The sequence below is a fragment of the Gordonia sp. AC31 genome (assembly GCF_031844505.1).
Taxonomy (GTDB): domain Bacteria; phylum Actinomycetota; class Actinomycetes; order Mycobacteriales; family Mycobacteriaceae; genus Gordonia; species Gordonia hongkongensis.
Window position 1 is genome coordinate 77030 of record NZ_JAUZVK010000001.1, and the last position, 21076, is coordinate 98105.

Annotated in this window: 25 protein-coding genes; 2 read left to right on the forward strand and 23 right to left on the reverse strand. The window is 70.2% G+C overall.

The window, feature by feature from the left end; translation table 11 throughout:
• Positions 1-16: 16 nt before the first annotated feature.
• The 17 genes from trpC to Q9R39_RS00430 form a co-directional block, all read right to left on the reverse strand.
• Entirely contained in the window at positions 17-835 is an 819-nt protein-coding gene (gene trpC, locus Q9R39_RS00350; protein WP_065632347.1) for an indole-3-glycerol phosphate synthase TrpC, read from the reverse strand.
• A 164-nt stretch (positions 836-999) separates the two neighbouring features.
• On the reverse strand, positions 1000-1806 hold the full coding sequence (locus Q9R39_RS00355; RefSeq protein ID WP_211539298.1) for a TIGR02234 family membrane protein: 807 nt from the start codon (positions 1804-1806) through the stop codon (positions 1000-1002).
• Positions 1803-3377 (reverse strand): anthranilate synthase component I, encoded by a 1575-nt coding sequence (locus Q9R39_RS00360; RefSeq protein WP_137808506.1) that lies wholly within the window; start codon positions 3375-3377, stop codon positions 1803-1805. Before Q9R39_RS00360 ends, Q9R39_RS00355 begins: the two co-directional genes overlap by 4 nt.
• Positions 3374-3553, reverse strand: a complete 180-nt coding sequence (locus Q9R39_RS00365) for a tautomerase family protein (protein ID WP_004021167.1) — start codon at positions 3551-3553, stop codon at positions 3374-3376. The genes Q9R39_RS00360 and Q9R39_RS00365 overlap by 4 nt, the downstream gene beginning before the upstream one ends.
• A gap of 75 nt (positions 3554-3628) precedes the next feature.
• The gene (gene hisI / locus Q9R39_RS00370) at positions 3629-4030 is read right to left on the reverse strand and encodes a phosphoribosyl-AMP cyclohydrolase (RefSeq protein ID WP_211539299.1); all 402 of its coding nucleotides are present in this window, start codon (positions 4028-4030) and stop codon (positions 3629-3631) included.
• Positions 4031-4070: 40 nt separating this feature from the next.
• On the reverse strand, positions 4071-4844 hold the full coding sequence (gene hisF / locus Q9R39_RS00375) for an imidazole glycerol phosphate synthase subunit HisF (RefSeq protein ID WP_211539300.1): 774 nt from the start codon (positions 4842-4844) through the stop codon (positions 4071-4073).
• Entirely contained in the window at positions 4841-5707 is an 867-nt protein-coding gene (locus Q9R39_RS00380) for an inositol monophosphatase family protein (protein WP_068970344.1), read from the reverse strand. The genes hisF and Q9R39_RS00380 overlap by 4 nt, the downstream gene beginning before the upstream one ends.
• The gene (priA, locus tag Q9R39_RS00385) at positions 5707-6450 is read right to left on the reverse strand and encodes a bifunctional 1-(5-phosphoribosyl)-5-((5-phosphoribosylamino)methylideneamino)imidazole-4-carboxamide isomerase/phosphoribosylanthranilate isomerase PriA (RefSeq protein ID WP_058251759.1); all 744 of its coding nucleotides are present in this window, start codon (positions 6448-6450) and stop codon (positions 5707-5709) included. Before priA ends, Q9R39_RS00380 begins: the two co-directional genes overlap by 1 nt.
• Positions 6451-6530: 80 nt before the next feature.
• Positions 6531-6866, reverse strand: a complete 336-nt coding sequence (locus Q9R39_RS00390; RefSeq protein WP_211539301.1) for a hypothetical protein — start codon at positions 6864-6866, stop codon at positions 6531-6533.
• Positions 6863-7504 carry an imidazole glycerol phosphate synthase subunit HisH gene (gene hisH / locus Q9R39_RS00395; RefSeq protein WP_068970342.1) on the reverse strand — a complete coding sequence of 214 codons (642 nt, stop codon included), beginning with the start codon at positions 7502-7504 and terminating at the stop codon, positions 6863-6865. Before hisH ends, Q9R39_RS00390 begins: the two co-directional genes overlap by 4 nt.
• Positions 7501-8139: an imidazoleglycerol-phosphate dehydratase HisB gene (hisB, locus tag Q9R39_RS00400; protein ID WP_055476578.1), complete on the reverse strand. Its 639-nt coding sequence runs from the start codon at positions 8137-8139 to the stop codon at positions 7501-7503. Before hisB ends, hisH begins: the two co-directional genes overlap by 4 nt.
• Positions 8136-9281, reverse strand: a complete 1146-nt coding sequence (locus Q9R39_RS00405; protein WP_211539302.1) for a histidinol-phosphate transaminase — start codon at positions 9279-9281, stop codon at positions 8136-8138. The genes hisB and Q9R39_RS00405 overlap by 4 nt, the downstream gene beginning before the upstream one ends.
• Positions 9278-10621 (reverse strand): histidinol dehydrogenase, encoded by a 1344-nt coding sequence (hisD, locus tag Q9R39_RS00410; protein WP_211539303.1) that lies wholly within the window; start codon positions 10619-10621, stop codon positions 9278-9280. The genes Q9R39_RS00405 and hisD overlap by 4 nt, the downstream gene beginning before the upstream one ends.
• 201 nt (positions 10622-10822) lie before the next feature.
• On the reverse strand, positions 10823-11752 hold the full coding sequence (gene nadC / locus Q9R39_RS00415) for a carboxylating nicotinate-nucleotide diphosphorylase (RefSeq protein WP_211539304.1): 930 nt from the start codon (positions 11750-11752) through the stop codon (positions 10823-10825).
• Entirely contained in the window at positions 11749-12822 is a 1074-nt protein-coding gene (nadA, locus tag Q9R39_RS00420; RefSeq protein ID WP_211539305.1) for a quinolinate synthase NadA, read from the reverse strand. Before nadA ends, nadC begins: the two co-directional genes overlap by 4 nt.
• Before the next feature lie 195 nt (positions 12823-13017).
• Positions 13018-13524 carry a DUF1990 family protein gene (locus Q9R39_RS00425; RefSeq protein WP_211539306.1) on the reverse strand — a complete coding sequence of 169 codons (507 nt, stop codon included), beginning with the start codon at positions 13522-13524 and terminating at the stop codon, positions 13018-13020.
• Complete coding sequence (locus Q9R39_RS00430) at positions 13521-13781, reverse strand: helix-turn-helix domain-containing protein (protein ID WP_055476572.1); 261 nt, start codon at positions 13779-13781, stop codon at positions 13521-13523. Before Q9R39_RS00430 ends, Q9R39_RS00425 begins: the two co-directional genes overlap by 4 nt.
• Before the next feature lie 101 nt (positions 13782-13882).
• On the opposite strand from Q9R39_RS00430, the gene map reads away from it, so the two are divergent.
• Positions 13883-14656: a type I methionyl aminopeptidase gene (gene map / locus Q9R39_RS00435; RefSeq protein WP_211539307.1), complete on the forward strand. Its 774-nt coding sequence runs from the start codon at positions 13883-13885 to the stop codon at positions 14654-14656.
• 320 nt (positions 14657-14976) lie between these two features.
• Positions 14977-15705: an NUDIX domain-containing protein gene (locus Q9R39_RS00440; protein ID WP_311276939.1), complete on the forward strand. Its 729-nt coding sequence runs from the start codon at positions 14977-14979 to the stop codon at positions 15703-15705.
• Here the strand turns inward: Q9R39_RS00440 and Q9R39_RS00445 are convergent.
• From Q9R39_RS00445 to Q9R39_RS00470, 6 genes are read right to left on the reverse strand one after another with little or no spacing between them, the layout of a single operon-like run.
• The gene (locus Q9R39_RS00445; protein ID WP_311276940.1) at positions 15668-16264 is read right to left on the reverse strand and encodes a DUF2567 domain-containing protein; all 597 of its coding nucleotides are present in this window, start codon (positions 16262-16264) and stop codon (positions 15668-15670) included. The genes Q9R39_RS00440 and Q9R39_RS00445 overlap by 38 nt on opposite strands.
• On the reverse strand, positions 16261-16500 hold the full coding sequence (locus Q9R39_RS00450) for a hypothetical protein (protein ID WP_055476568.1): 240 nt from the start codon (positions 16498-16500) through the stop codon (positions 16261-16263). The genes Q9R39_RS00445 and Q9R39_RS00450 overlap by 4 nt, the downstream gene beginning before the upstream one ends.
• A 33-nt stretch (positions 16501-16533) precedes the next feature.
• A complete protein-coding gene (bioB, locus tag Q9R39_RS00455; RefSeq protein WP_311276941.1) occupies positions 16534-17571 on the reverse strand; it encodes a biotin synthase BioB in 1038 nt (345 codons plus the stop codon).
• Positions 17568-18449, reverse strand: a complete 882-nt coding sequence (gene bioD, locus Q9R39_RS00460) for an ATP-dependent dethiobiotin synthetase BioD (protein ID WP_311276942.1) — start codon at positions 18447-18449, stop codon at positions 17568-17570. The genes bioB and bioD overlap by 4 nt, the downstream gene beginning before the upstream one ends.
• Positions 18446-19645 (reverse strand): 8-amino-7-oxononanoate synthase, encoded by a 1200-nt coding sequence (locus tag Q9R39_RS00465; RefSeq protein WP_078112858.1) that lies wholly within the window; start codon positions 19643-19645, stop codon positions 18446-18448. The genes bioD and Q9R39_RS00465 overlap by 4 nt, the downstream gene beginning before the upstream one ends.
• Complete coding sequence (locus Q9R39_RS00470) at positions 19642-20970, reverse strand: adenosylmethionine--8-amino-7-oxononanoate transaminase (RefSeq protein ID WP_311276943.1); 1329 nt, start codon at positions 20968-20970, stop codon at positions 19642-19644. The genes Q9R39_RS00465 and Q9R39_RS00470 overlap by 4 nt, the downstream gene beginning before the upstream one ends.
• Positions 20971-21076: the final 106 nt, after the last annotated feature.

Sequence of the window (21076 nt, forward strand, 5' to 3'; positions counted from 1 at the left end):
CGGCCCGGACGCATTGTCAGCGAACAGGTTTCGGGCACGACGGGTGCGTGCCCGCGGTGACGAGTTCACGGACCGCGGCACGCGGGTCGCCACTCGTGACGAGACCTTCGCCGACGAGGACCGCATCGGCGCCGGCACCGGCGTAGGCCAGCAGATCGGCGGTGCCGCGCACACCCGACTCGGCGATGCGGATGGTCTCCGTGGGCAGACCGGGTGCAATGCGCGAGAAGGTGTCCCGCTCGACCTGCAGGGTCTTGAGATTGCGCGCGTTCACGCCGACGACCGATGCGCCGGCTTCGAGGGCACGGCTGGCCTCCTCCTCGGTGTGCACTTCGACGAGCGCGGTCATTCCCAGGCTCTCGGTGCGGTCGAGGAGTGAGGCGAGCACGTTCTGCTCGAGGGCGGCGACGATCAACAGGATGACGTCGGCGCCATGGGCACGAGCCTCGTGGATCTGATACGTGCCGACGATGAAGTCTTTGCGCAACACCGGGATGTCGACCGCGGCGCGGACGGCGTCGAGGTCGGCGAGCGAGCCGCGGAACCGGCGTTCCTCGGTGAGCACGCTGATGATGCGCGCGCCGCCGTCTTCGTATGCGCGGGCGAGTTCGGCGGGGTCCCCGATGCTGGCGAGTTCGCCTTTCGACGGACTGGCGCGCTTGACCTCGGCGATGACACCGATTCCGGGCTGACGCAGGGCGGCCAGCGCATCCTTGGGGGCGGGAGCCTTGGCGGAGGCCGCTTTGACCGAGGCGAAGTCGACGACGGCCTCACGTGCCGCGACGTCGGCTTTCACTCCCTCGATGATCGATTCGAGAACGTTGGGCACGCTCACAGCGACTTGCTCCCTTCTCCCTCGACGTGTGTTCTCAGGGTAGACGGGCCGTTCGGGCCGGTTGCGTCCGGGTTGGCCGATCTGTGACCTCATCGCGCTGATGCGTCCATCGTCGGAGTCTGCGGCCGGGCGTCGCCGGCGCCGACCCGTCATCGGCTTGAGGTTCAGCGACGGTCGGGGTCGTTCGGGTCGGTCGGGTCGAAGCCGGTGTCGAGCGCGTCCCACATCATCCGCTCGTTCGCTCCGGGCGGCGTCGGATCCGCCGCCGGGCCGGGGTCGTCCGCCCGACCGCTCGTTCCCGGCTTCGCCGAACCGGATCGGGTCGCGCCTGGCTCCGCGGCCGCGGCGTCCTCGTTCTGCTCCGCGGCCTTGCGACGCTCGTAGTCGGCGAAGATCTCGGTCTCGATCTCTTCGCGGCGAGCGGCCGGGGTGGTGTATTTCGACGATCGGGTGGCGCCCTTCGCGACGCGGAGCAGCATGACCGCTGCACCGACCGCACTCAAGGTGCCGGCGAGCACGACCACCGCGGCGAGGGGGTTGGTGTCGACGAAGAGCACGATGTAGCGATCGGGGATGCTGCCCGCCTCGGCGGCGTACGCAGAGTCGGTGCCCCCGGTGATCAGCGAGATCGCCGGGAACGCGGCCAGGAGCCCGCCGACGGCGACCAGTATCGCCACGACGCGCAGCGCCCAGCCGCGCACCGACAACGCGGCGGCGATGCCCGCCAGGTAGACCAATGCGAGCGGGGTCAGCCACGGGCTCCAGTCCGCGCCGCTGACCTCGAACGCCCGCTGCGGGGACAATCCGTCCTCGGCGGAGACGGTGGCCCACGTCAGCCGGCTCGCCCCCCAGAACGCAGCCGCCGCCACCGCCATCAGCAGGGCCGCGACGACCTGGCGGCGCCGGACGGACTTGCGGCGGACCGCCTCGGCGTCAGGACCTGCCGCGGCTCCGTCTTCAGCAGAGGTCATGAGTTCTCACCCACCCGTCGCATCGTCGAGGCGGCCGCGACCGCGTTGAGCACCGCGGTGGCCTTGTTACGCGCCTCGTTGTACTCGTACTCCGGCTCGCTGTCGGCCACCACCCCACCGCCCGCCTGGACGAACGCCTTGCCGCGCGCGAGAAGTGCGGTGCGGATGGCGATGGCGGTGTCGGCGTTGCCGGCGAAGTCGAGGTAGCCGACGATCCCGCCATAAAGCCCGCGGCGGGTCATCTCGTGCTCGTCGATGAGTTCCATCGCCCGCACCTTCGGTGCGCCGGTGAGGGTTCCGGCCGGGAAGCACGCCGTCACGGCGTCGAGGGCATGCTTGTCGTCGCGGAGGGTCCCCGACACGGTCGAGACGAGATGCATGACGTGGCTGTAGCGCTCGATGTGCCGGTAGTCGCTGACCTTGACCGTGCCGGGTACGCAGACACGTCCGAGGTCGTTGCGCCCGAGGTCCACCAGCATCAGGTGCTCGGCGTTCTCCTTCTCGTCCTCGATCAGTCCCTTGCCGAGCAGTTGGTCTTCCTCCTCGGTCGCGCCGCGCCAGCGGGTGCCCGCGATCGGGTGTGTGGTCGCCACCCCGTCGGCCACGGTGACCAGTGCCTCGGGGCTGCTGCCGACGATGGTGAACGGTTTGCGTGCGATCGCGTCGGGCGAGCCGGTGTCGCTGTGCTCCTCGGTGCCGGGCATCCGCAGCAGGTACATGTACGGACTCGGATTGGACGCGCGCAGCACGCGATAGACGTCGAGCGGGTCGGCGTCGGAGTCCATCTCGAAGCGCATCGACGGCACGACCTGGAAGGCCTCGCCGGCCTCGATCTCGCCGACGAGATCGGTGACGATCTCGCTGTACTCCGCGAGCGATCGCTGCGCGGCGAACTCGGGCCGCGGGCGGTCGAAGGTCGACACCGTCGACGGCGCGGGTGCGGCGAGCGCTTCGGTCATCCGGTCCAGCCGGTCGAGTGCGTCGGCGTAGGCGTCCTCGACCCGCTCGTCGGAGCCGTCCCAGTTGACCGCGTTGGCGATGAGCGTGATCGTGCCCTCATGATGGTCGACCGCGGCGAGGTCGGTGGCCAGCACCATCATCATGTCCGGGAGGCCCAGATCGTCGACCGTGGTCTCGGGCAGACGCTCGAGCCGGCGGACCATGTCGTAGGCCATGAAGCCGACGAATCCGCCGGTCAGCGGCGGCATCCCGGGGAGCGGGTCGGTCTGCAGGAGGCGCAACGACTCCGCGAGGACCTCGAGCGCGTCGCCGCCCTCGGGTGCGCCGACGGGCACCGACCCCCACCAGTGCGCCTGTCCGTCGACGACGGTCAGGGCCGACGGTGCGCCCGCGCCGATGAACGACCATCGGGACCAGGACCGCCCGTTCTCGGCGGACTCCAGCAGGAAGGTCCCCGGACGGTCGCCCGCGAGTTTGCGATAGGCCGACAGCGGCGTCTCGGAGTCGGCGAGGACCTTGCGCGTCACCGGTACGACGCGGTGATCGCGCGCGAGGTCGAGGAACTCGGCGAGAGTCGTGGTGTCGGCGGCCCCGCCGGTGGTGGCCGTCATCCGAGCGGCTCGCCGCCGACGCCCCACTGATTTCGCGGAACCTCCGTGATCGTCACCCAGACCGAGTCGGGGTTCTTGCCGGTTGCCTTGGCGTAGGCCTCGGTGACCGCGGCTATCGTCTCGCGCTTGACGCGATCCGACAGTCCCGGCGTCTGCGAGATCTGGATGAGGGGCATGGACGCACCGCCTTTCGAAGGTCTCGAGCTGTGGCGTGTCCCGGGAGTTCGCACCCGGGACTCGTGTCTCGTGGTCTATTCTGCTGGGTCCGGCGAACCCTGCCCGGATTCGGGCCCGGACCCGGACGCCGCGTCGATCCCGAACGCCAGCGACTCGGTGTCGAAGCAACTGTGATTGCCGGTGTGGCAGGCCGCGCCCACCTGATCGACGATCAGCAGCACGGTGTCGCCGTCGCAGTCGATGCGGGCGTCGTGCACATACTGCGTGTGCCCGCTGGTCTCCCCCTTCACCCAGTACTCCTGGCGTGACCGCGAGTAGTAGGTCCCCTTCCGGGTGGCGAGCGTGCGTTCGAGCGCGACGTCGTCCATCCAGGCGACCATCAGCACCGTCCCGGTGCTGCGTTCCTGCGCCACCGCGGTGAACAGGCCGTCGGCGTTGCGTTTGAGGCGGGCGGCGAGAGCGGGATCGAGTGCCATCAGCGACCTTCCGGGTCGGTGCGGGAGGGGACGCGTCGTGTCATCGGACGGTGATCCCGGCGTCGCGCATGGCCGTCTTCACCTCGGCCACGGTGAGTTCGCCGAAGTGGAAGACCGAGGCCGCGAGAACCGCGTCGGCGCCCGCCTGCACCGCCGGCGCGAAATCGTCGATACTGCCGGCGCCGCCGCTGGCGATGACCGGCACCGACACCGCGGCGCGTACGGCCGTCAGCATGCGCAGGTCGAAGCCCTGTTTGGTGCCGTCGGCGTCCATCGAGTTGAGCAGGATCTCGCCGACACCGAGGTCCTGGCCACGGACCGCCCACTCGACCGCGTCGATCCCGGTGCCCTTACGGCCGCCGTGGGTGGTGACCTCCCAGCCCGACGGCGTGGGTTCCGCACCTTCGGGAACGGTCCGGGCGTCGACGGACAGCACGATGCACTGCGAACCGAAGCGCCGGCTCATCTCGGCGAGCACCTCCGGCCGGGCGATGGCCGCGGTGTTGACGCTGACCTTGTCGGCCCCGGCGCGCAGCATGGTGTCGACGTCGTCGACGGTCCGGATGCCCCCGCCGACGGTGAGCGGGATGAACACCTGATCGGCGGTGCGCTTCACCACGTCGATCATCGTCGAGCGCCCCGAGCTCGACGCGGTCACGTCGAGGAAGGTCAGTTCGTCCGCGCCTTCGCGGTCGTAGCGCTCGGCCAGCTCGACCGGGTCGCCGGCGTCGCGCAGGTTGGCGAAGTTGACGCCTTTGACCACGCGGCCGTCGTCGACGTCGAGGCACGGGATGACCCGGGTCGCCAGCGTCATCGTCGGGTCTCCTTCGGGGTGGTGGATTCTGGGGTGATGACGTCTGCCGTCCATTCCGGGATCGTCTCGCCGATGACACGCATCAGACCGGCGTGCACGGTCGGGGTACCGGCGACCAGCGACGGCGACGCCACGGTCCACGGACGGCCGGCGATGTCGGTCGCCACACCGCCGGCGGCCCGGACCAGCGCCGCTCCTGCCGCGTTGTCCCAGGGGTGCCGGCCGAAGGCGATCGCCCCGCCGAACACGCCGGCCGCGGTGAACGCCATGTCCACACCCGTCGACCCGGTCATCCGGATCCGGGCGGCACGCGTGCTGAGTTCGCGCAGGAGGTCGGCCCGGCGCGCGCCCGGGTAGCGGCCACCGCCGCGGGCATCGAACGGACCGAAGGCGATGGCTGCCTCGGCGAGTTCCATGTCGGGGGCCGGCGGGACGGCTACGCCGTTCAGCAGCAGCGGACCGTCGGCGTGTGCGGCGTACCGGCGTCCCACGAGCGGCAGCCAGGTCATCCCGAGCGTGGCCTCGCCGTCGACCACCAGACCGAGGAGGATCCCGGTGAGCGGCATCCCCGCGGAGTAGTTGAAGGTGCCGTCGATCGGGTCGAGCACCCACACCGGACCGTCGACGACGTCGGCGCCGCCGAATTCCTCGCCGTGGACCGGGATCTGGGTCCGGTCGGCGAGCTCGGCCCCGATGTGGCGCTCGAGGTCGAGGTCCACCTGCGTGGCGAAGTCGGTGCCGCCCTTGTTGATCGCGCTCGGCGCACCCTGACCGTCGACGAAGCGATCGACGGCGGCGTCGAGGATCGACCCGGCGGTGTCGAGCAGCCGGGGCAGGTCGAGGGTGGAGTCCGCCGCGCTCATCAGACCCCGGCGACCGCGGTCAACGCCTCCGGCAGCGTGAATCGGCCCGCATAGAGCGCCTTGCCGACGATGGCGCCCTCTACACCCTGGCCGGTGAGGCCGGCGATCGCGACCAGATCGTCGATGGCCGAGACGCCGCCCGAGGCCACGAGGGGGGCGTCGGTGGCCGCGGCGACCTCGGCGAGGAGATCGAGGTTCGGACCCTGCAGCGTGCCGTCCTTGGAGACGTCGGTGACCACGTAGCGGGCGCATCCGTCGCGATTCAACCGCTCGAGGACCTCCCAGAGATCGCCTCCGTCGGTGACCCAGCCCCGCCCGCGCAACCGGTAGGAACTGCCGTCGCGGATCACGTCCAGACCGACCGCGATGCGGTCCCCGTGCTCGGCGATCGCGCGGGCACACCACTCCGGGTTCTCCAGGGCGGCGGTACCGAGGTTCACGCGCGTGCACCCGGTGGCGAGGGCGGCGGCCAGCGAATCGTCGTCGCGGATGCCGCCGGACAGTTCGACCTTCACGTCGAGTTCACCGACCACGCCGGCCAGCAGTTCGCGATTGTCGCCGCGGCCGAACGCGGCGTCGAGGTCGACGAGATGGATCCACTCCGCACCGTCCCGCTGCCACGCCAGCGCCGCGTCGCGCGGCGAACCATACGACGTCTCGGTGCCGGCCGCGCCCTGGACCAGGCGGACCGCCTGCCCGTCGGCGACGTCGACGGCGGGAAGGAGTTCGAGGGTGCTACCCATGGGTGAATCTGTCCTGTCTGTTCTGGATCGAGCGCGGTTCTTGATCGAGCGAGTCGGCGGTGGACGTGATCGGGGTGGGGTCAGGCGGGGTGGTGACAGTCGCGCGCCGCGATCAGGTCTGTCCGGGCGCGGTCGACCATGCGGTTGGCAACGGTACCGATCGCGGCGATCATCGCCGCCACCGCCACCAGCGCGGCGACCAGTCCGGCGATCGGCGACCAGTGCGCACACAGCGCGATGATCGGGACGGACACGATCAGGACCAGCACTCCCGCACCGAGAGCGTAGAAGGCGAGCTTGGCGATCGAGAAACCGGAGGACGCCGAGGACGCGCCCGCCGCGTCGGACCCGGACGGTCGCCCGACGGGTCCGTCGCCGTACCCGGCGTCGTCCGGGCGCGGCGTGCCGTCGGTCACGAGAGTCCCCGAACCCAGTTCTCCAGCAGGTGCGCACCGGCGTCGCCGGACTTCTCCGGATGGAACTGGGTCGCCGACAGCGGCCCGTTCTCCACCGCGGCGAGGAACGGTCCACCATGTTCGGCCCAGGTCAGCTTGGGCGCGGTCAACGGCGAACCCTCGTTGTCCATCTCCCAGGTCTGCGCGGCGTAGGAATGCACGAAGTAGAAGCGGGTGTCGGCGTCGAGCCCGTCGAAGAGCACGGTGCCCTCGGGTGCGTCGACCGTGTTCCAGCCCATGTGCGGCAGAACGGGAGCGGGCAACTGGGTCACACTGCCCGGCCACTCCCCGCAGCCCTCCGCCTCGACGCCGAACTCGACGCCGCGCTCGAACAGGATCTGCATGCCCACGCAGATGCCCAGGACCGGGCGGCCGCCCGCCAATCGTCGCCCGACGATCCGGTCGCCCTTGACCGCGCGCAGGCCTTCCATGCAGGCGGCGAACGCGCCGACGCCGGGCACGACGAGGCCGGTGGCGTTCAGGGCCGTGTCGAAGTCGGAGGTGACCGTCACCTGTGCCCCGGTCCGCTCGAGCGCACGCTGCGCGGACCGCAGGTTGCCCGAGCCGTAATCGAGGATCGTGACGTCGGCGACGCTCACAGCGCGCCCTTCGTCGACGGCACACCGGTCACGCGGGCGTCGTATTCCGTCGCCGCGCGCAACGCGCGGGCCACGGCCTTGAACTCCGCCTCGGTGATGTGGTGCTGGTCACGGCCGTAGAGGACCCGCACGTGCAGCGCGATACGGGCGTTGAGCGCGATCGACTCGAACACGTGCCGGTTGATGACGGTCGAGTACGGGACACCCGGGTAGCCACCGATCACGGCGGTCAGCATGTGCTCGGGCTCGCCGGTGTGGACGCAGTACGGGCGGCCCGACACGTCGACGACGGCCTGGGCGAGGGTCTCGTCCATCGGGATCCAGGAATCGCCGAAGCGACGGATGCCCTTCTTGTCACCGAGCGCCTGGCCGAGAGCCTGGCCGAGCACGATCGCGGTGTCCTCGATGGTGTGGTGGCCCTCGACCTCGATGTCGCCCTTCGCCTCGACGGTGAGATCGAAGCTGCCGTGCTGACCGAAGGCGGTGAGCATGTGATCGAAGAACGCGATGCCGGTCGATATGTTCGTCACGCCGGTGCCGTCGAGATTCAGCTCGACGGAGATCGACGACTCCCTGGTGCTCCGTTCGACCTTCGCGACACGGGGCGCGGGGTTGGTCGCAGAGGGGGTGCTCACTGAGTGTTCTCCAGATCTGTGGTGGCGAGCGTGCGGCTGACGTCGAGGAAGGCGTCGTTCTCATGCGCGAGACCGATGGTCACCCGCAGGTGACCGGCTATGCCGACGTCCCGGATGAGGACGCCCTGGTCGAGGTAACGCTGCCACGTTGCCGCAGCATCCCGGAACCGTCCGAACAGCACGAAGTTGGCGTCGGAGTCGATGACGCGGTACCCGAAGGCGGTCAGCGCCGCGACCACGCGCTCGCGTTCGGACCGGATCGCGGCGACACCGGCGAGAGTGTCGTCGCTGTGGCGCAATGCGGCTCGCGCGGCGGCCTGGGTCAGCACGGACAGGTGGTACGGGAGCCGCACCAGCTGGATCGCGTCGACGACGGCGGGTGCTGCGGCGAGGTAACCGAGTCGGCCGCCGGCGAAGGCGAAGGCCTTGCTCATCGTGCGGCTGACGACGACCTTGGCCGGGAACTCGTTTATGAGCTCGACGGCACTCGGAGCCGCCGAGAACTCGGCGTAGGCCTCGTCGACGATCACGATGCCCGGAGCCGCCTCGACGATGCGACGCAGGTCCGCGAGCGGGATCGAACCGCCGGTCGGGTTGTTCGGCGACGTCACGAAGACGACGTCCGGCTCGCGGTTCGCGACTTCGGCGACCGCGTAGTCGGTGTCGAGCGAGAAGTCGCCCGCCCGCGCCGCGACCAGCCAGGTGGTGTCGGTGCCGTCGGAGATGATCGGATGCATCGAATACGACGGCACGAACCCGAGCGCACTGCGGCCGGGACCGCCGAAGGCCTGCAGCAGTTGCTGCAGAACCTCGTTGGAACCGTTTGCCGCCCACAGGTTCTCGACGCCGAGCTGCACACCGGTGGCCCGGGTCAGGTAGGCGGCGAGGTCGACACGGAGGGCGACGGCATCGCGATCGGGATAGCGGTGCAACTCAGCGGCGGCCTCGCGCACCGACGCGGCGACATCGTCGATCAGGGCCGGCGACGGCGCGTGCGGGTTCTCGTTGGTGTTGAGGATCACCGGAACCCTGAGTTGCGGTGCGCCATAAGCGCTCTTGCCACGGAGGTTCTCACGTAGCGGCAGGTCGTCGACGGTGATCGAGCTGCCCGGGGTTGCCGTCACCGGATCGGCGGCCGTCACCGGCCCGCGCTCCCGACGAAGCGCTGCTTCACCGCATCACCGTGACCGGGCAGGTCCTCGGCATCGGCGAGGGTCACCACCTTGTCGGCGACCTCGCGCAGCGCGGCCTCGTCGTAGTCGATGACGTGGACGCCCTTGAGGAAGGTCTGCACCGACAACCCGGAGGCGAAGCGCGCCGAACCCGACGTCGGCAGAACGTGATTGGAGCCCGCACAGTAGTCACCGAGGCTGACCGGCGCGTAGGGCCCGACGAAGATCGCGCCCGCGTTGTGCACCCGATCGGCGACCGCGGCCGCGTCCCGGGTCTGGATCTCGAGGTGTTCGGCCGCATAGGCATCGACGACGGCGAGCCCCGCGTCGAGATCGTCGACGAGGACGACGCCCGACTGCTCCCCCGACAGCGCGGTGGTCACGCGTTCGCGGTGCTTGGTGGCCGCGACCTGCTGCTCGAGAGCCTCGTCGACGGCGTCGGCGAGTTCGGCGCTGTCGGTCACGAGCACCGACGCCGCGAGGACGTCGTGCTCGGCCTGGCTGATGAGGTCGGAGGCGAGGATGCCCGCGTCCGCCGAGTCGTCGGCGAGGATCGCGATCTCAGTGGGTCCGGCCTCGGAGTCGATGCCCACCACGCTGCGGCACAGACGCTTGGCCGCGGTGACGTAGATGTTGCCCGGGCCGGTGATGAGGTCGACAGGGTCGAGAACGGCATTCGGCTCGTCCGCGGATTCCGTGTCGGCGCCACCGTAGGCGAGCAGGGCCACGCCCTGGGCACCGCCGACCGCCCACACCTCGTCGACGCCGAGGAGCGCACAGGCGGCGAGGATGGTCGGGTGCGGCCACCCGCCGAAGTCCTTCTGCGGAGGCGAGGCGACGACCAGCGAGCCGACCCCGGCCTCCTGGGCGGGGACGACGTTCATGATGACCGACGACGGATAGACGGCGTTTCCGCCCGGGACGTACAGGCCGACGCGGCGCACCGGAATCCACTTCTCGCTGACGACGCCGCCGTCGACGACCTGGGTGCGGGTGGTCTCCCGTCGCTGGTCGGCGTGCACCTTGCGGGCGCGGATGATCGACTCGCGCAGCGCCTCGGCGACCTGCGGGTCGAGCCCGGCCAGAGCATCGGCGATGACCCGAGCGGGCACCCGCACCGACGCGGGTCGGACACCGTCGAACTTCTCGCCGTAGTCGAGCGCAGAACTGCTGCCGTTCTCCGCCACCGCATGCACGACCGGTGTCACCGTGTCGAGGACGGCATTGACATCGGTACCCCCGCGGGGCAGCGCACGACGCAACTCGGCGAGTGTCGGCGTGCTACCGCGCAGGTCAATTCGGGCGAGCATGATCTCTCCTGGTGGCTGCTGATGTACCCAACAAGGATACGTGTCGGGTGCCAGCGGGTTTCTGGTGCGGGTTGTCACCCGAGAACGTCGGGGCAGTTCGATCCGGCATGCGGACGAATCTGCCCCCCGTCCTTCAACCGGCCGTTCGCCAGGACCGAGTTGTCCGACGTCGAGGTCCGAACCGGCGACGCGGGGCTGAACCTACGGTGCCGGGATGTCCAGACCGAGGTCCAGGACGGTGACGGAGTGCGTCAGCGCGCCGACGGCCAGGTAGTCGACGCCGGTGCGGGCATAGTCGGCCGCGACGTCGAGCGACAGGCCTCCCGAGCTCTCCAGCTTGGTGCCCGGCGAACGGGTGTTGCGGCGCTGGACGGCCATCTGGGTCTCCCACGGCTCGAAGTTGTCCAGCAGGACCAACTGCGGTTCGAGTCCGAGGACCTCGTCGAGCTGGGCCAGCGAGTCGACCTCGACCTCGACCGGTAGGCCCGGCGCCGCCGCCCGGACCGCCTCCAACGCCGCGGCGACCGAACCCGCGGCGACGACGTGGTTGTCCTTGATGAGGGCGGCGTCGCCGAGCCCCATCCGATGGTTGACTCCCCCGCCGGCACGAACCGCGTACTTCTGCAGATGCCGAAGACCCGGAAGTGTCTTGCGCGAGTCGCGGATTCGGGCGTCCGTACCCTCCACCGCCGCCACCCAGGCCGCGGTGGTCGTGGCGATCCCCGACAGGTGCGAGATCAGGTTGAGCGCCGTGCGTTCCGCGGTCAGCAGCGCTCGCGTCGGGGCGTGGACGGCGAGTACGACAGCGCCTGGTTCGACGCGGGTTCCATCGTCGACGCGCGACGTGATCGTGTACTCGCCAGCGCCGATCACCTCGTCGAAGACCGCCTCGACCACCGGGACGCCCGCGATCACGCCGTGCGCGCGACTGACGATCGCCGCGTCGACGACCGCGTCGGCGGGCACCGTGGACGCGGTCGTGACGTCGGGCCCGTATCGCAGATCCTCGTCGAGCGCGGTCCGGATCAGCGCGCGGACCTCGTCGGTGACCGCGGCGCCGAGTTCACCGCCCGCGGCCTGGCCGACGAAGCCATCGCCCGGCGAGGTCGTCGAGGGAGCCGGGTTGCTCACTCGCCCGATCCGGGGTTGCCGATCGCGATCATGCGCTCGACGCTCTTGCGCGCCTTCTCGGCGACATCGGCGTCGACGAACACCTCGTCGCGACCCTCCCGTAGGCACCGGAGCATGGCCGCCGGGGTGATCATCTTCATGTAGGGGCACGATGCCCGTTCGTTGACCGCCTGGAAGTCGACACCCGGTGCGGCCTTGCGCAACTGGTGCAGCATCCCGACCTCGGTGGCGACGAGCACCTGCTTCGCGCCAGTTTCGCGCGCGGCGTCGAGCATGCCGCCCGTGGACAGGATCTTCACCTTCTCCTCGGGCACGAAACCCTCGCCGGCCAGATACAGCGCCGAGGTCGCGCAACCGCATTCGGGGTGGATGAACAGGTCGGCGTCCGGGTGCGAGTTCGCCTGCGCGGTCAGCTCGTCACCGTTGATGCCGGCGTGCACGTGGCATTCGCCCGCCCAGATGTGGATGTTGTCGCGGCCGGTCTCGCGCTTGACGTGCGCGCCGAGGAACTGGTCCGGCAGGAACAGGACATCGCGGTCGGGATCGATCGACGCGACCACGTCGACCGCGTTCGACGACGTGCAGCAGATGTCGGTGAGGCCCTTCACCTCGGCGGTGGTGTTCACGTAGGACACCACCAGCGCATCGGGGAACTCAGCCTTCCAGGCCCGGAGTTCGTCCGCGGTGATCGAGTCGGCCAGCGAGCATCCGGCGCGCTCGTCGGGGATCAGGACCCGCTTCTCGGGGCTCAGGATCTTGGCGGTCTCGGCCATGAAGTGAACGCCGCAGAAGATGATCTCGTCGGAGTCGACCTCGGCGGCGATCCGCGAGAGGGCAAGGGAGTCGCCGACGTGGTCGGCCACATCCTGGATGGCCGGGAGCTGGTAGTTGTGCGCGAGCAGCGTCGCGTTGCGCGCCTTGGCGAGGCGGCGGACCTCGTCCGCCCACTCCTGCGTCGGCTCCACGCCGGTGTAGCCGCCCGGCGCGTCGTACCACGTCGCATCGACGAGCGCCGAGTCCTCGACTGCGGGCGCGGTCATCGACGTGTGGCGATCACTGGTGATGCTCATCTACCACTCCTCTGGCTACCCGGCGACGAGTTCCGTCCCCGGGACGCTGGTTCCCCAGATCACGGGCCGTGTGTCCGAGGCAGGTTTTCGACTCATGGTCGAAAACACTGTGCATCGTAACATTCGCCACACTCACGGCATTCCCATGACCTCGTCGCCGGCGTTCTCGGCCCGCGATTCAGGCGGACGACGAGTTCAGCCACACATCAGCGCGTCGAGGTAGCGCTCGGTGAATCGCGACTGCGCAACCCGCCCGATCGGCCCACCCAGACGCGTGAACCAACGCCCCGGACGCGAGAAGGCGACGACGTGCCCGACCACGGTGTCGTCGTCGAGCCATTCCACCCAGAAGCGCTCTTCGCCGATCTCGGGATGGCCGGGCAGCGTGCCGTACGCGAAGCCGTGCTCGCGCGGGGCGTCGATCACCTCGACGACCCGGCACCGGGCGGTGATCGCGAGGGGGCCGAGACCGGCACGCAGGTCGACGTCGGCGTCGACAGTGGCCGCCGGCGTCGATTCGTCGACGCCGAAGCCGGCACGACGATGCATGTCCCAGTTCATGATTCGCCGGCCGGCCGTGGAGAAGCAGGCAGCTCCCGAGCCGATGACCCGTGACCGGCGCAGATGGTGATAACCGGGCGGGAGCGTCCCGGCCGTCGCCCCGACCTCGGGATAGGTGAGACCCGATCGGTTCGCGGTCACCCGACTCGTGCCACCTCGGCGTCGAGCACGAGCGCCAGATCGTCGAGTGAGGTACCCAGCGCGCGAGCAAGCGCCGCGATCGTGGCGAAAGCGGGCGTCGGCATGCGTCCGGTCTCGATCTTGCGCAGGGTCTCCGGCGAGATACCCGCGCCCGACGCCACGTCGCCCAGCGGACGATCGCCGCGCAGCTCGCGGAGACGGGCGCCGAGCCGGCGGCCGGCCGCGATCTGTTCCGGGGTCAGGGGGTTACGCACCATGTGGCGATCTTAGCGGGTCCGGTATACAAATACCGAGACGCGGTGGTATTTGTATACCGACCAGCGATCCGAAAGAACGCAATGACCACGAGAGGACGGGAATGGTCGAACTGAAGTCGCCTGCCGAGGTGGCCGCCATGGGAGTGACGGGGGCGTTCATCGCAGATCTCCTCGACGACCTCGCCGGACGCGCCGACGTCGGGGTCAACCTCCTCGAGCTCGAGGAACGCGCGCGGAAGCTCGTCAACGACCGCGGTGCTCAGTCCTGCTACTGGGACTACTCGCCGTCCTTTGGCCGCGGCCCGTTCCGCAATGTGATCTGCCTGTCGGTGAACGACGCTGTCCTGCACGGACTCCCGCACGATTACGTCCTCGCCGACGGAGACCTGCTCTCGATGGACATCGCCGTCGCCATCGACGGCTGGGTGGCCGACTCCGCGCGCAGCGTCATCGTCGGCACCCCACAGCCCGACGATCAGCGCCTCGTCGCGGCCACGGAAGAAGCACTGGCCGCAGCCATCGACGCCGCTCGTCCGGGCGGTCGGCTCGGCGACATCTCGGCCGCGATCGGAGCGGTCGCCGCCGCACACGGGTATCGGGTCAACACCGAGTTCGGCGGACACGGACTCGGCCGCACCATGCACGAGGATCCCCACGTCGCCAACGTGGGCCGGGCCGGACGTGGCATGAAACTACGCCCCGGCCTGACCCTCGCGCTCGAACCGTGGTTCACGCTCGGTTCCGAGCGCATCAAGTTCGACGCCGACGGGTGGACCATCCGGTCGTTCGACGGCTCCCGCGGCGCGCACAGCGAACACACGATCGCCGTCACCGATGGCGAGGCGCTGGTCCTCACGGCGCACGGGGGCGGGTAGTCGAGGTCACCAGGTGGCTTCGACACGGCGCCTCGACCTCGACGCGCTCCTTCGTCGCTTGCTCGGCCCGGCGGCTTCGCTCGGAGCCGGCTCAACCAGCAGGGGGTCGCCGACTCCTCCAGCGGAGGTCACCAGCACAACCAGCATGGGGCGCCGGCTCAACCAGCCGGGTGTCGCCGACACAACCAGCCGGGGCTCGCCAGCACAACCAGCGGGGGGTAACCGGCTCAACCAGCCGGGGGTCACCAGCACGTCCGGCGGGGGCTCTCCAATCTCAACCAGCGGGGGTCACCAGCAGGGCGCACCCTACAATCGGGCGCATGCCATCCGCCGGGTCCGAGCCACCCATCGCCGACGGTGCGACCCTCCGGGTGGAAGTGCTGAGCGTCGTCTTCCAGATCCGCGTACCCCAGACCCGGAACACGCCGGACACCGACGACCCGTCGTTGTGCGTCCTGCTGTCGCGGTCCGCCGACGGCGTGTGGACACTTCCCGGCGGCGGGGTCGGCGCGGAGGAGACGTTGTCGGCGAGCGCACGCCGGCTCGTCGCGGACGCGCTCGACGTCCGTGAGATCGCGCACCTGGAACAGTTGTCGGTCTTCTCCGACCCGCATCGGGTGCCCACGGTCCGCACCATCGCGTCGACCTACATGGGCCTCGTGCCCTCCGACGCCGAGGCGACACCACCCGACGCCGCGGGCTGGTTTGCCGTCGACGACTTGCCGGCCCTGGCCTTCGATCACGCCGGGATCGTCGAGGCCGCCCGGCATCGACTCGCCGCCAAACTCTCCTACACCAACATCGCGTTCGCGCTGGCCCCCGCCCGGTTCCCGATGTCGGCGCTGTCGGAGATCTACTGCGCCGCACTGGGTTATCCCGTGGACACGACCAACCTGCTGCGTATCCTGAGCCGGCGCGCGGTGGTGGTCGCCACCGGGACCGTCGGCAAGACCGGCCGCAACGGGGGCCGCCCGCCGGCGCTCTACGCCTTCGCGGAGAAGGAGTTACGCGTCACGGATGAGTTCGCGACGCTGCGCCCACCGATGTGAACACGTCCGCCGGCGGCTCGTCGGACTCGAGATCTCCGACGCCCAGATCGGCTGTCCGCGAGGACAACACGCAGACGAGGTACACCACGGCGAACGCGAACGGGGCACAGATGAGCAGCGTCCACGGTTCGCTCGAGCCGGACCGCGTCGCGCCGTCGAGCCACAGCTCCGGCGCGATCCGGTAGACGGCGTCCACCGGCAGTGCGGTCGGATCGTCGTCGAACCGCAGGCCCGCGATCCACGTCCCGACCGACGCCGCAAGCGCCGAACCTGCCACCGTCGCGAGTGCGGGCCACACGAATCCGGCGACCCCGCGCCACGCCCGGGCCGCGAACCACACGGCGACGGCGGCGACCGCGCCGTAGGCGAACATCGTCAGGGCGAAGGCGCCCACGCCGGCGAAGTCGGCGGGGATGTCCTCGCGGCGGAGACCCTCGAACGCGACGCCGGTGGTCGGCGGGGTGACGAGCGCCCAGACCACGCCGGCGACCACGCCGATCAGTGCCACCCCGACGGTGACCGCGGCCAGTCGCGAGACCGTGCGGACCGGCGGTTTCACCGGCGACCCAGCTCCGACGAGTCGACCGTCCCGTGCCGTGAGCAGCGGGCATCCCATCCGTCGGGCCGCACCTGGACCACCATCCGGCGACCGCACTGGCCACAGAAGCGAGGGGGTTCGAGACCCAACCGGGCGGCCGGCGGCACGGCGTCGGGAGCCTGCAGTTCCAGTTCGAGTCCGGTGAACACACCGAACCGGCACGGCTCGGCGAGAGGACCCGGGACGGTGTCGATCATGAGAACACGCTACCCATCGCTGCGACGAACCCGTCAGATCGTGTCGTTCAACGACTTGATCGGCATGGACAGGTCACTGAGGAGATCGAGGTCGTCCTCGGCGGGTCGGCCGAGGGTCGTCAGGTAGTTGCCGACGATGACGGCGTTGATGCCGCCGAGGATCCCCTGCTTGGCCCCCAGGTCGCCAAGCGTGATCTCACGACCTCCGGCGAAGCGCAGGATGGTGCGCGGCAGCGCCAGACGGAAGGCGGCCACCGACTTGAGGGCCTCCGCGGCGGGGAGCACGTCGAGATCTCCGAAGGGGGTGCCGGGCCGCGGGTTCAGGAAGTTCAGCGGCACCTCGTCGGGCTCGAGCGTCGCCAGTTCGGCGGCGAACTCGGCCCGTTGCTCCAGGGACTCACCCATACCGAGGATGCCGCCGCAGCAGACCTCCATGCCCGCCTCCCGGACCATGCGCAGGGTGTCCCAGCGCTCCTCCCACGTGTGGGTCGTCACCACGTTCGGGAAGTGGCTGCGCGCGGTCTCGAGATTGTGGTTGTAACGGTGCACGCCCATGTCGCGGAGCTGGTCGACCTGCTCCTGGGTGAGCATGCCCAGGCTGCACGCGATCTGGATGTCGACCTCGTTGCGGATGGCCTCGATTCCCGCCGCGACCTGACTGAGCAGCCGCTTGTCGGGACCGCGGACCGCCGCGACGATGCAGAACTCGGTCGCACCGGTCTTCGCCGTCTGCTTGGCCGCCTCGACGAGGGAGGGGATGTCGATCCACGCACTGCGCACCGGCGAGGCGAAAAGTCCGGACTGGGAACAGAAATGGCAGTCCTCCGGGCACCCGCCGGTCTTCAGCGAGATGATGCCCTCGACCTCGACCTCGGGCCCGCACCAGCGCATCCGCACATCGTGGGCGAGCTGGAGCAGTTCGGTCAGCCGGTCGTCGGGCAACCGCAGAACCCGGAGAATCTGCTCCTGATCGAGCGGCTCGCCGCGGTCGAGCACCTGGTCACGGGCGATGGCGAGGATGTCGTCCGACGCCGGTGCCGAGGTGGCGGCGTCGACTGTTGCCTGGGTCACTGGTGATACTCCTTGGATGATTGTTCCGCTGCGGGAACGTGTTTCGGCGTCCGGACGAGCTGTTCCGGATGGCTGGGAGAAAGGGTCGCGAGCCACTCGTCGTCGAACCACGACGCTGCGTGGCGGCGGAACTCGTCGGGTTCGAGGTGCGCGGCGCCGGCGGGCAGGACCCCGACGACCGGCACCCCGGTCACCCGTGGGAGATCGGTGCGGTTGCACCGCATCGCGAGGTCGGGATCGTCCGGCCACCAACCGATCACGAGTCCGACGGGACGCAGACCGCGCGCCCGCACCGCGTTCACGGTGAGCTCGGCGTGATTCAGCGCGCCCAGCCCCGGCGCCACCACGACCACCACACCGTCGACGGTGTCGGGAACGAGGGTCGCCGCGGCGATGTCGAGGATCGTGGCCGACTCCCCCAGTCGCACCAGCACTCCGCCGGCACCCTCGACGAGGGTCAGGTCGTGTGACGCGGCCAGATCGTCCACGGCGCGGACGATCACCGCCGGATCGGCCAGTGGCATCCCGGCGCGGCGCGCGGCGGTGTCGGGCGCGAGGGGTTCCGGGTAGCGGTAGAGCTCGACCGCGGTGACGTCGCCCGCCAGGCGTTGCACCTCGGCGAGGTCGCCGGGTTCGTTCGGACCGACGCCGGTCTGGACGGGTTTGCAGACGGCGACGCGGGTCATCGGCCCTTCGTGGCTCGTCGCCAGGGCTCCTCGCACCTCAGGGAGCAGGGGGTCGGCCACCTCAGGGAGCAGAGGATCGGCCACCTCAGGGGGCAGGCAGGCAGCGGCGAGTGCCGCGGTCACGACGGTCTTCCCGACGTCGGTCGAGGTCCCGGTGACGGCGAGGACCCTGCCGCGGCGTGCGGCGATCACCGCGCACCGACTTCGCGGAGCGCGGCGTCGACGACGGCGGCCACGTGGTCGAGGGCAGCGGCATCGAGGTCGGCGCGCACCGTGATCCGCAGCCTCGAAGTCCCGACCGGGACCGAGGGCGGACGGAAACATCCGACGAGGACGCCACGGTCCCGGCACGCGGCAGCAGCCGCCACCGCGCGTTGCGGATCCCCGACGACGATCGAGATGACCGCCGCGGCGGGCTCTTCGACGCCACACGCGAGCGCCAAGCGACGGGCGTTGTCGCGCAGTCGGTCCGGCAACCCGGGTTGCGCCCGCAGGATCGTCAGGGCGGCATGCGCGGCGCCGACCGCGGCCGGGTTCAGGCCGGTGTCGAAGATGAAGGTGCGGGCGCAGTCGATGAGGTGCGAGCGCAGCAGCTCCGACCCGAGGACCACACCGCCCTGCGCGCCGAGCGATTTCGACAGCACGGTCGTGACGACGAGATCGGGAGCACCCGAAAGTCCCTGTTCGGCGACGAGTCCGCGACCACCCGGACCACGCACCCCGAGAGCGTGGGCCTCGTCCACGAGCAGGACGGCCCCGTGCGCGCGTGCCGCAGCATACAGATCCGCGACCGGCGCCGGTTCACCGTCGATGCTGTACACCGAATCGGTGACGACGAGCGCCCGGGCCTCGGTACGTTCGGCGAGGGCCCGCCGGACCGCCTCGTGATCGCCGCGGTCGACGACCACCACCCGGGCACGCGACAACCGGCAACCGTCGATCAGCGACGCATGGGTGCCGGTGTCGCTGACGATCAGGTCGCCGCGCGTCGCCAGCGCGGTGATCGCACCGACATTCGCCAGGTAACCGGACGAGAAGACGAGTGCCGCATCGAATCCGAGGAAGTCGGCGAGATCGTGCTCGAGATCGATGTGTGCCAGGGTGGTGCCGACGACGAGGCGCGACGCCGTCGAGCCACCTCCCCACCGTTCCGCGGCGGCCCGCGCACCGGCGATCACCGCGGGGTGGGTCGACAACCCGAGGTAGTCGTTGGAACCGAGGTTGATCTCGTCGCCGGCCGCCCTGCGGACGTGTGGGCTGCGATGCAGGCCGGCCTCGGCGCGCGCACGGGCGGCGCCGGCCAGCCACGCCAGACCGATCTCTCCCCCGCCGCTGACCCGCGCATCGCCGTCGACCCTCGAATCCCGCTGCACCTGAATCGAAGTCATGACCGCACCACCGCCGGCTCGCGATCGCCGACCGTGGCGTGCACGGCAGCGGACACTCCGCGCACGATCACCCCGATGTCCTCGGGTGTGCAGATGAACGGCGGCATCGTGTAGACGAGATTGCGGAACGGCCGCAGCCATGCCCCGGCCTCGACGGCCGCGTCGGTGGCCGCCACCATGTCGACCGGGCGATCGAGTTCGACGACGCCGATCGCGCCGAGGACCCGCACATCGACGACGCCGTGGCGATCACGCAGCGGTTCGAGTCCGTCGCGGAGCCCCCGCTCGATCGCCGAGACCCGCTCGGCCCAGGGCGTTTCCAGCAGCAGTTCGATCGCTGCGACGGCCACCGCGCAGGCCAGCGGGTTGGCCATGAAGGTCGGGCCGTGCGCGAGTCCGCCCGCCTCCCCCGCACTGATCACCTGAGCGATCTCGGACGTGCACAGGGTCGCGGCGAGCGTGAGGTAGCCACCGGTGAGCGCCTTGCCGACACACATGATGTCGGGCGCGACGCCGGCGCCCGGCGCCGCGTCGGCCCCCGGGGCGACGTCGGCCGCGAACAACGTTCCGGTACGGCCGAATCCGGTCGCGATCTCGTCGAAGATCAGCAGGACGTCGTGGCGGTCACAGATCTCCCGGAGCGCACGCAGATATGCCGCGTCGTGGAATCGCATGCCGCCCGCGCCCTGGACCACGGGTTCGACGATGACCGCGGCGAGCTCGTCGCGGTGCGCGCGCACGGTGCGCTCGAACTCGGCGACGTAGTCGGGCCGGAACTCGGCCGGCGGGGCGTCGACGAAGATCTGTTGTGCGAGAACACCCTTCCACATCGCGTGCATGCCGCCGTCGGGATCGCAGACGCTCATCGGGGTGAAGGTGTCGCCGTGGTAGCCGCCACGCCAGGTGAGCAGACGCGTGCGGCCGGACCGACCGCGGCTGCGCCAATACTGCAGCGCCATCTTGACCGCCACCTCGACCGACACCGACCCCGAGTCGCAGAAGAACACCTTCTCCAGGCCGGCCGGGGTGATCTCGACGAGGAGCTGCGCCAGCCGGGTGGCCGGTTCGTGGGTCAGGCCGCCGAACATGACGTGCGACATCCGACCGAGCTGAGCGGCCGCGGCGGCGTCGAGTCGGGGGTGTCCATAACCGTGGATCGCCGCCCACCAGGAGCTCATCCCGTCGACCACCGATCGGCCGTCCGCGAGTTCGAGGCGGACACCCGAGGCCGAGGCCACGACCAACGGCCGGGTGGCCGCCGGCAGCGCACCGTAGGGGTGCCAGATGTGGTCGGCGTCGATGCGACTGATCGCGTCGTGATCCATGAGGCACCTCCCGGCCTGTCGTTAGGCAGTCCTGAACACCGTCCAGGGTCCTGAACACCGTACAGGGCGTCCTGAACGCTGTACAGGCCCGGGGTTCGATGCCCAC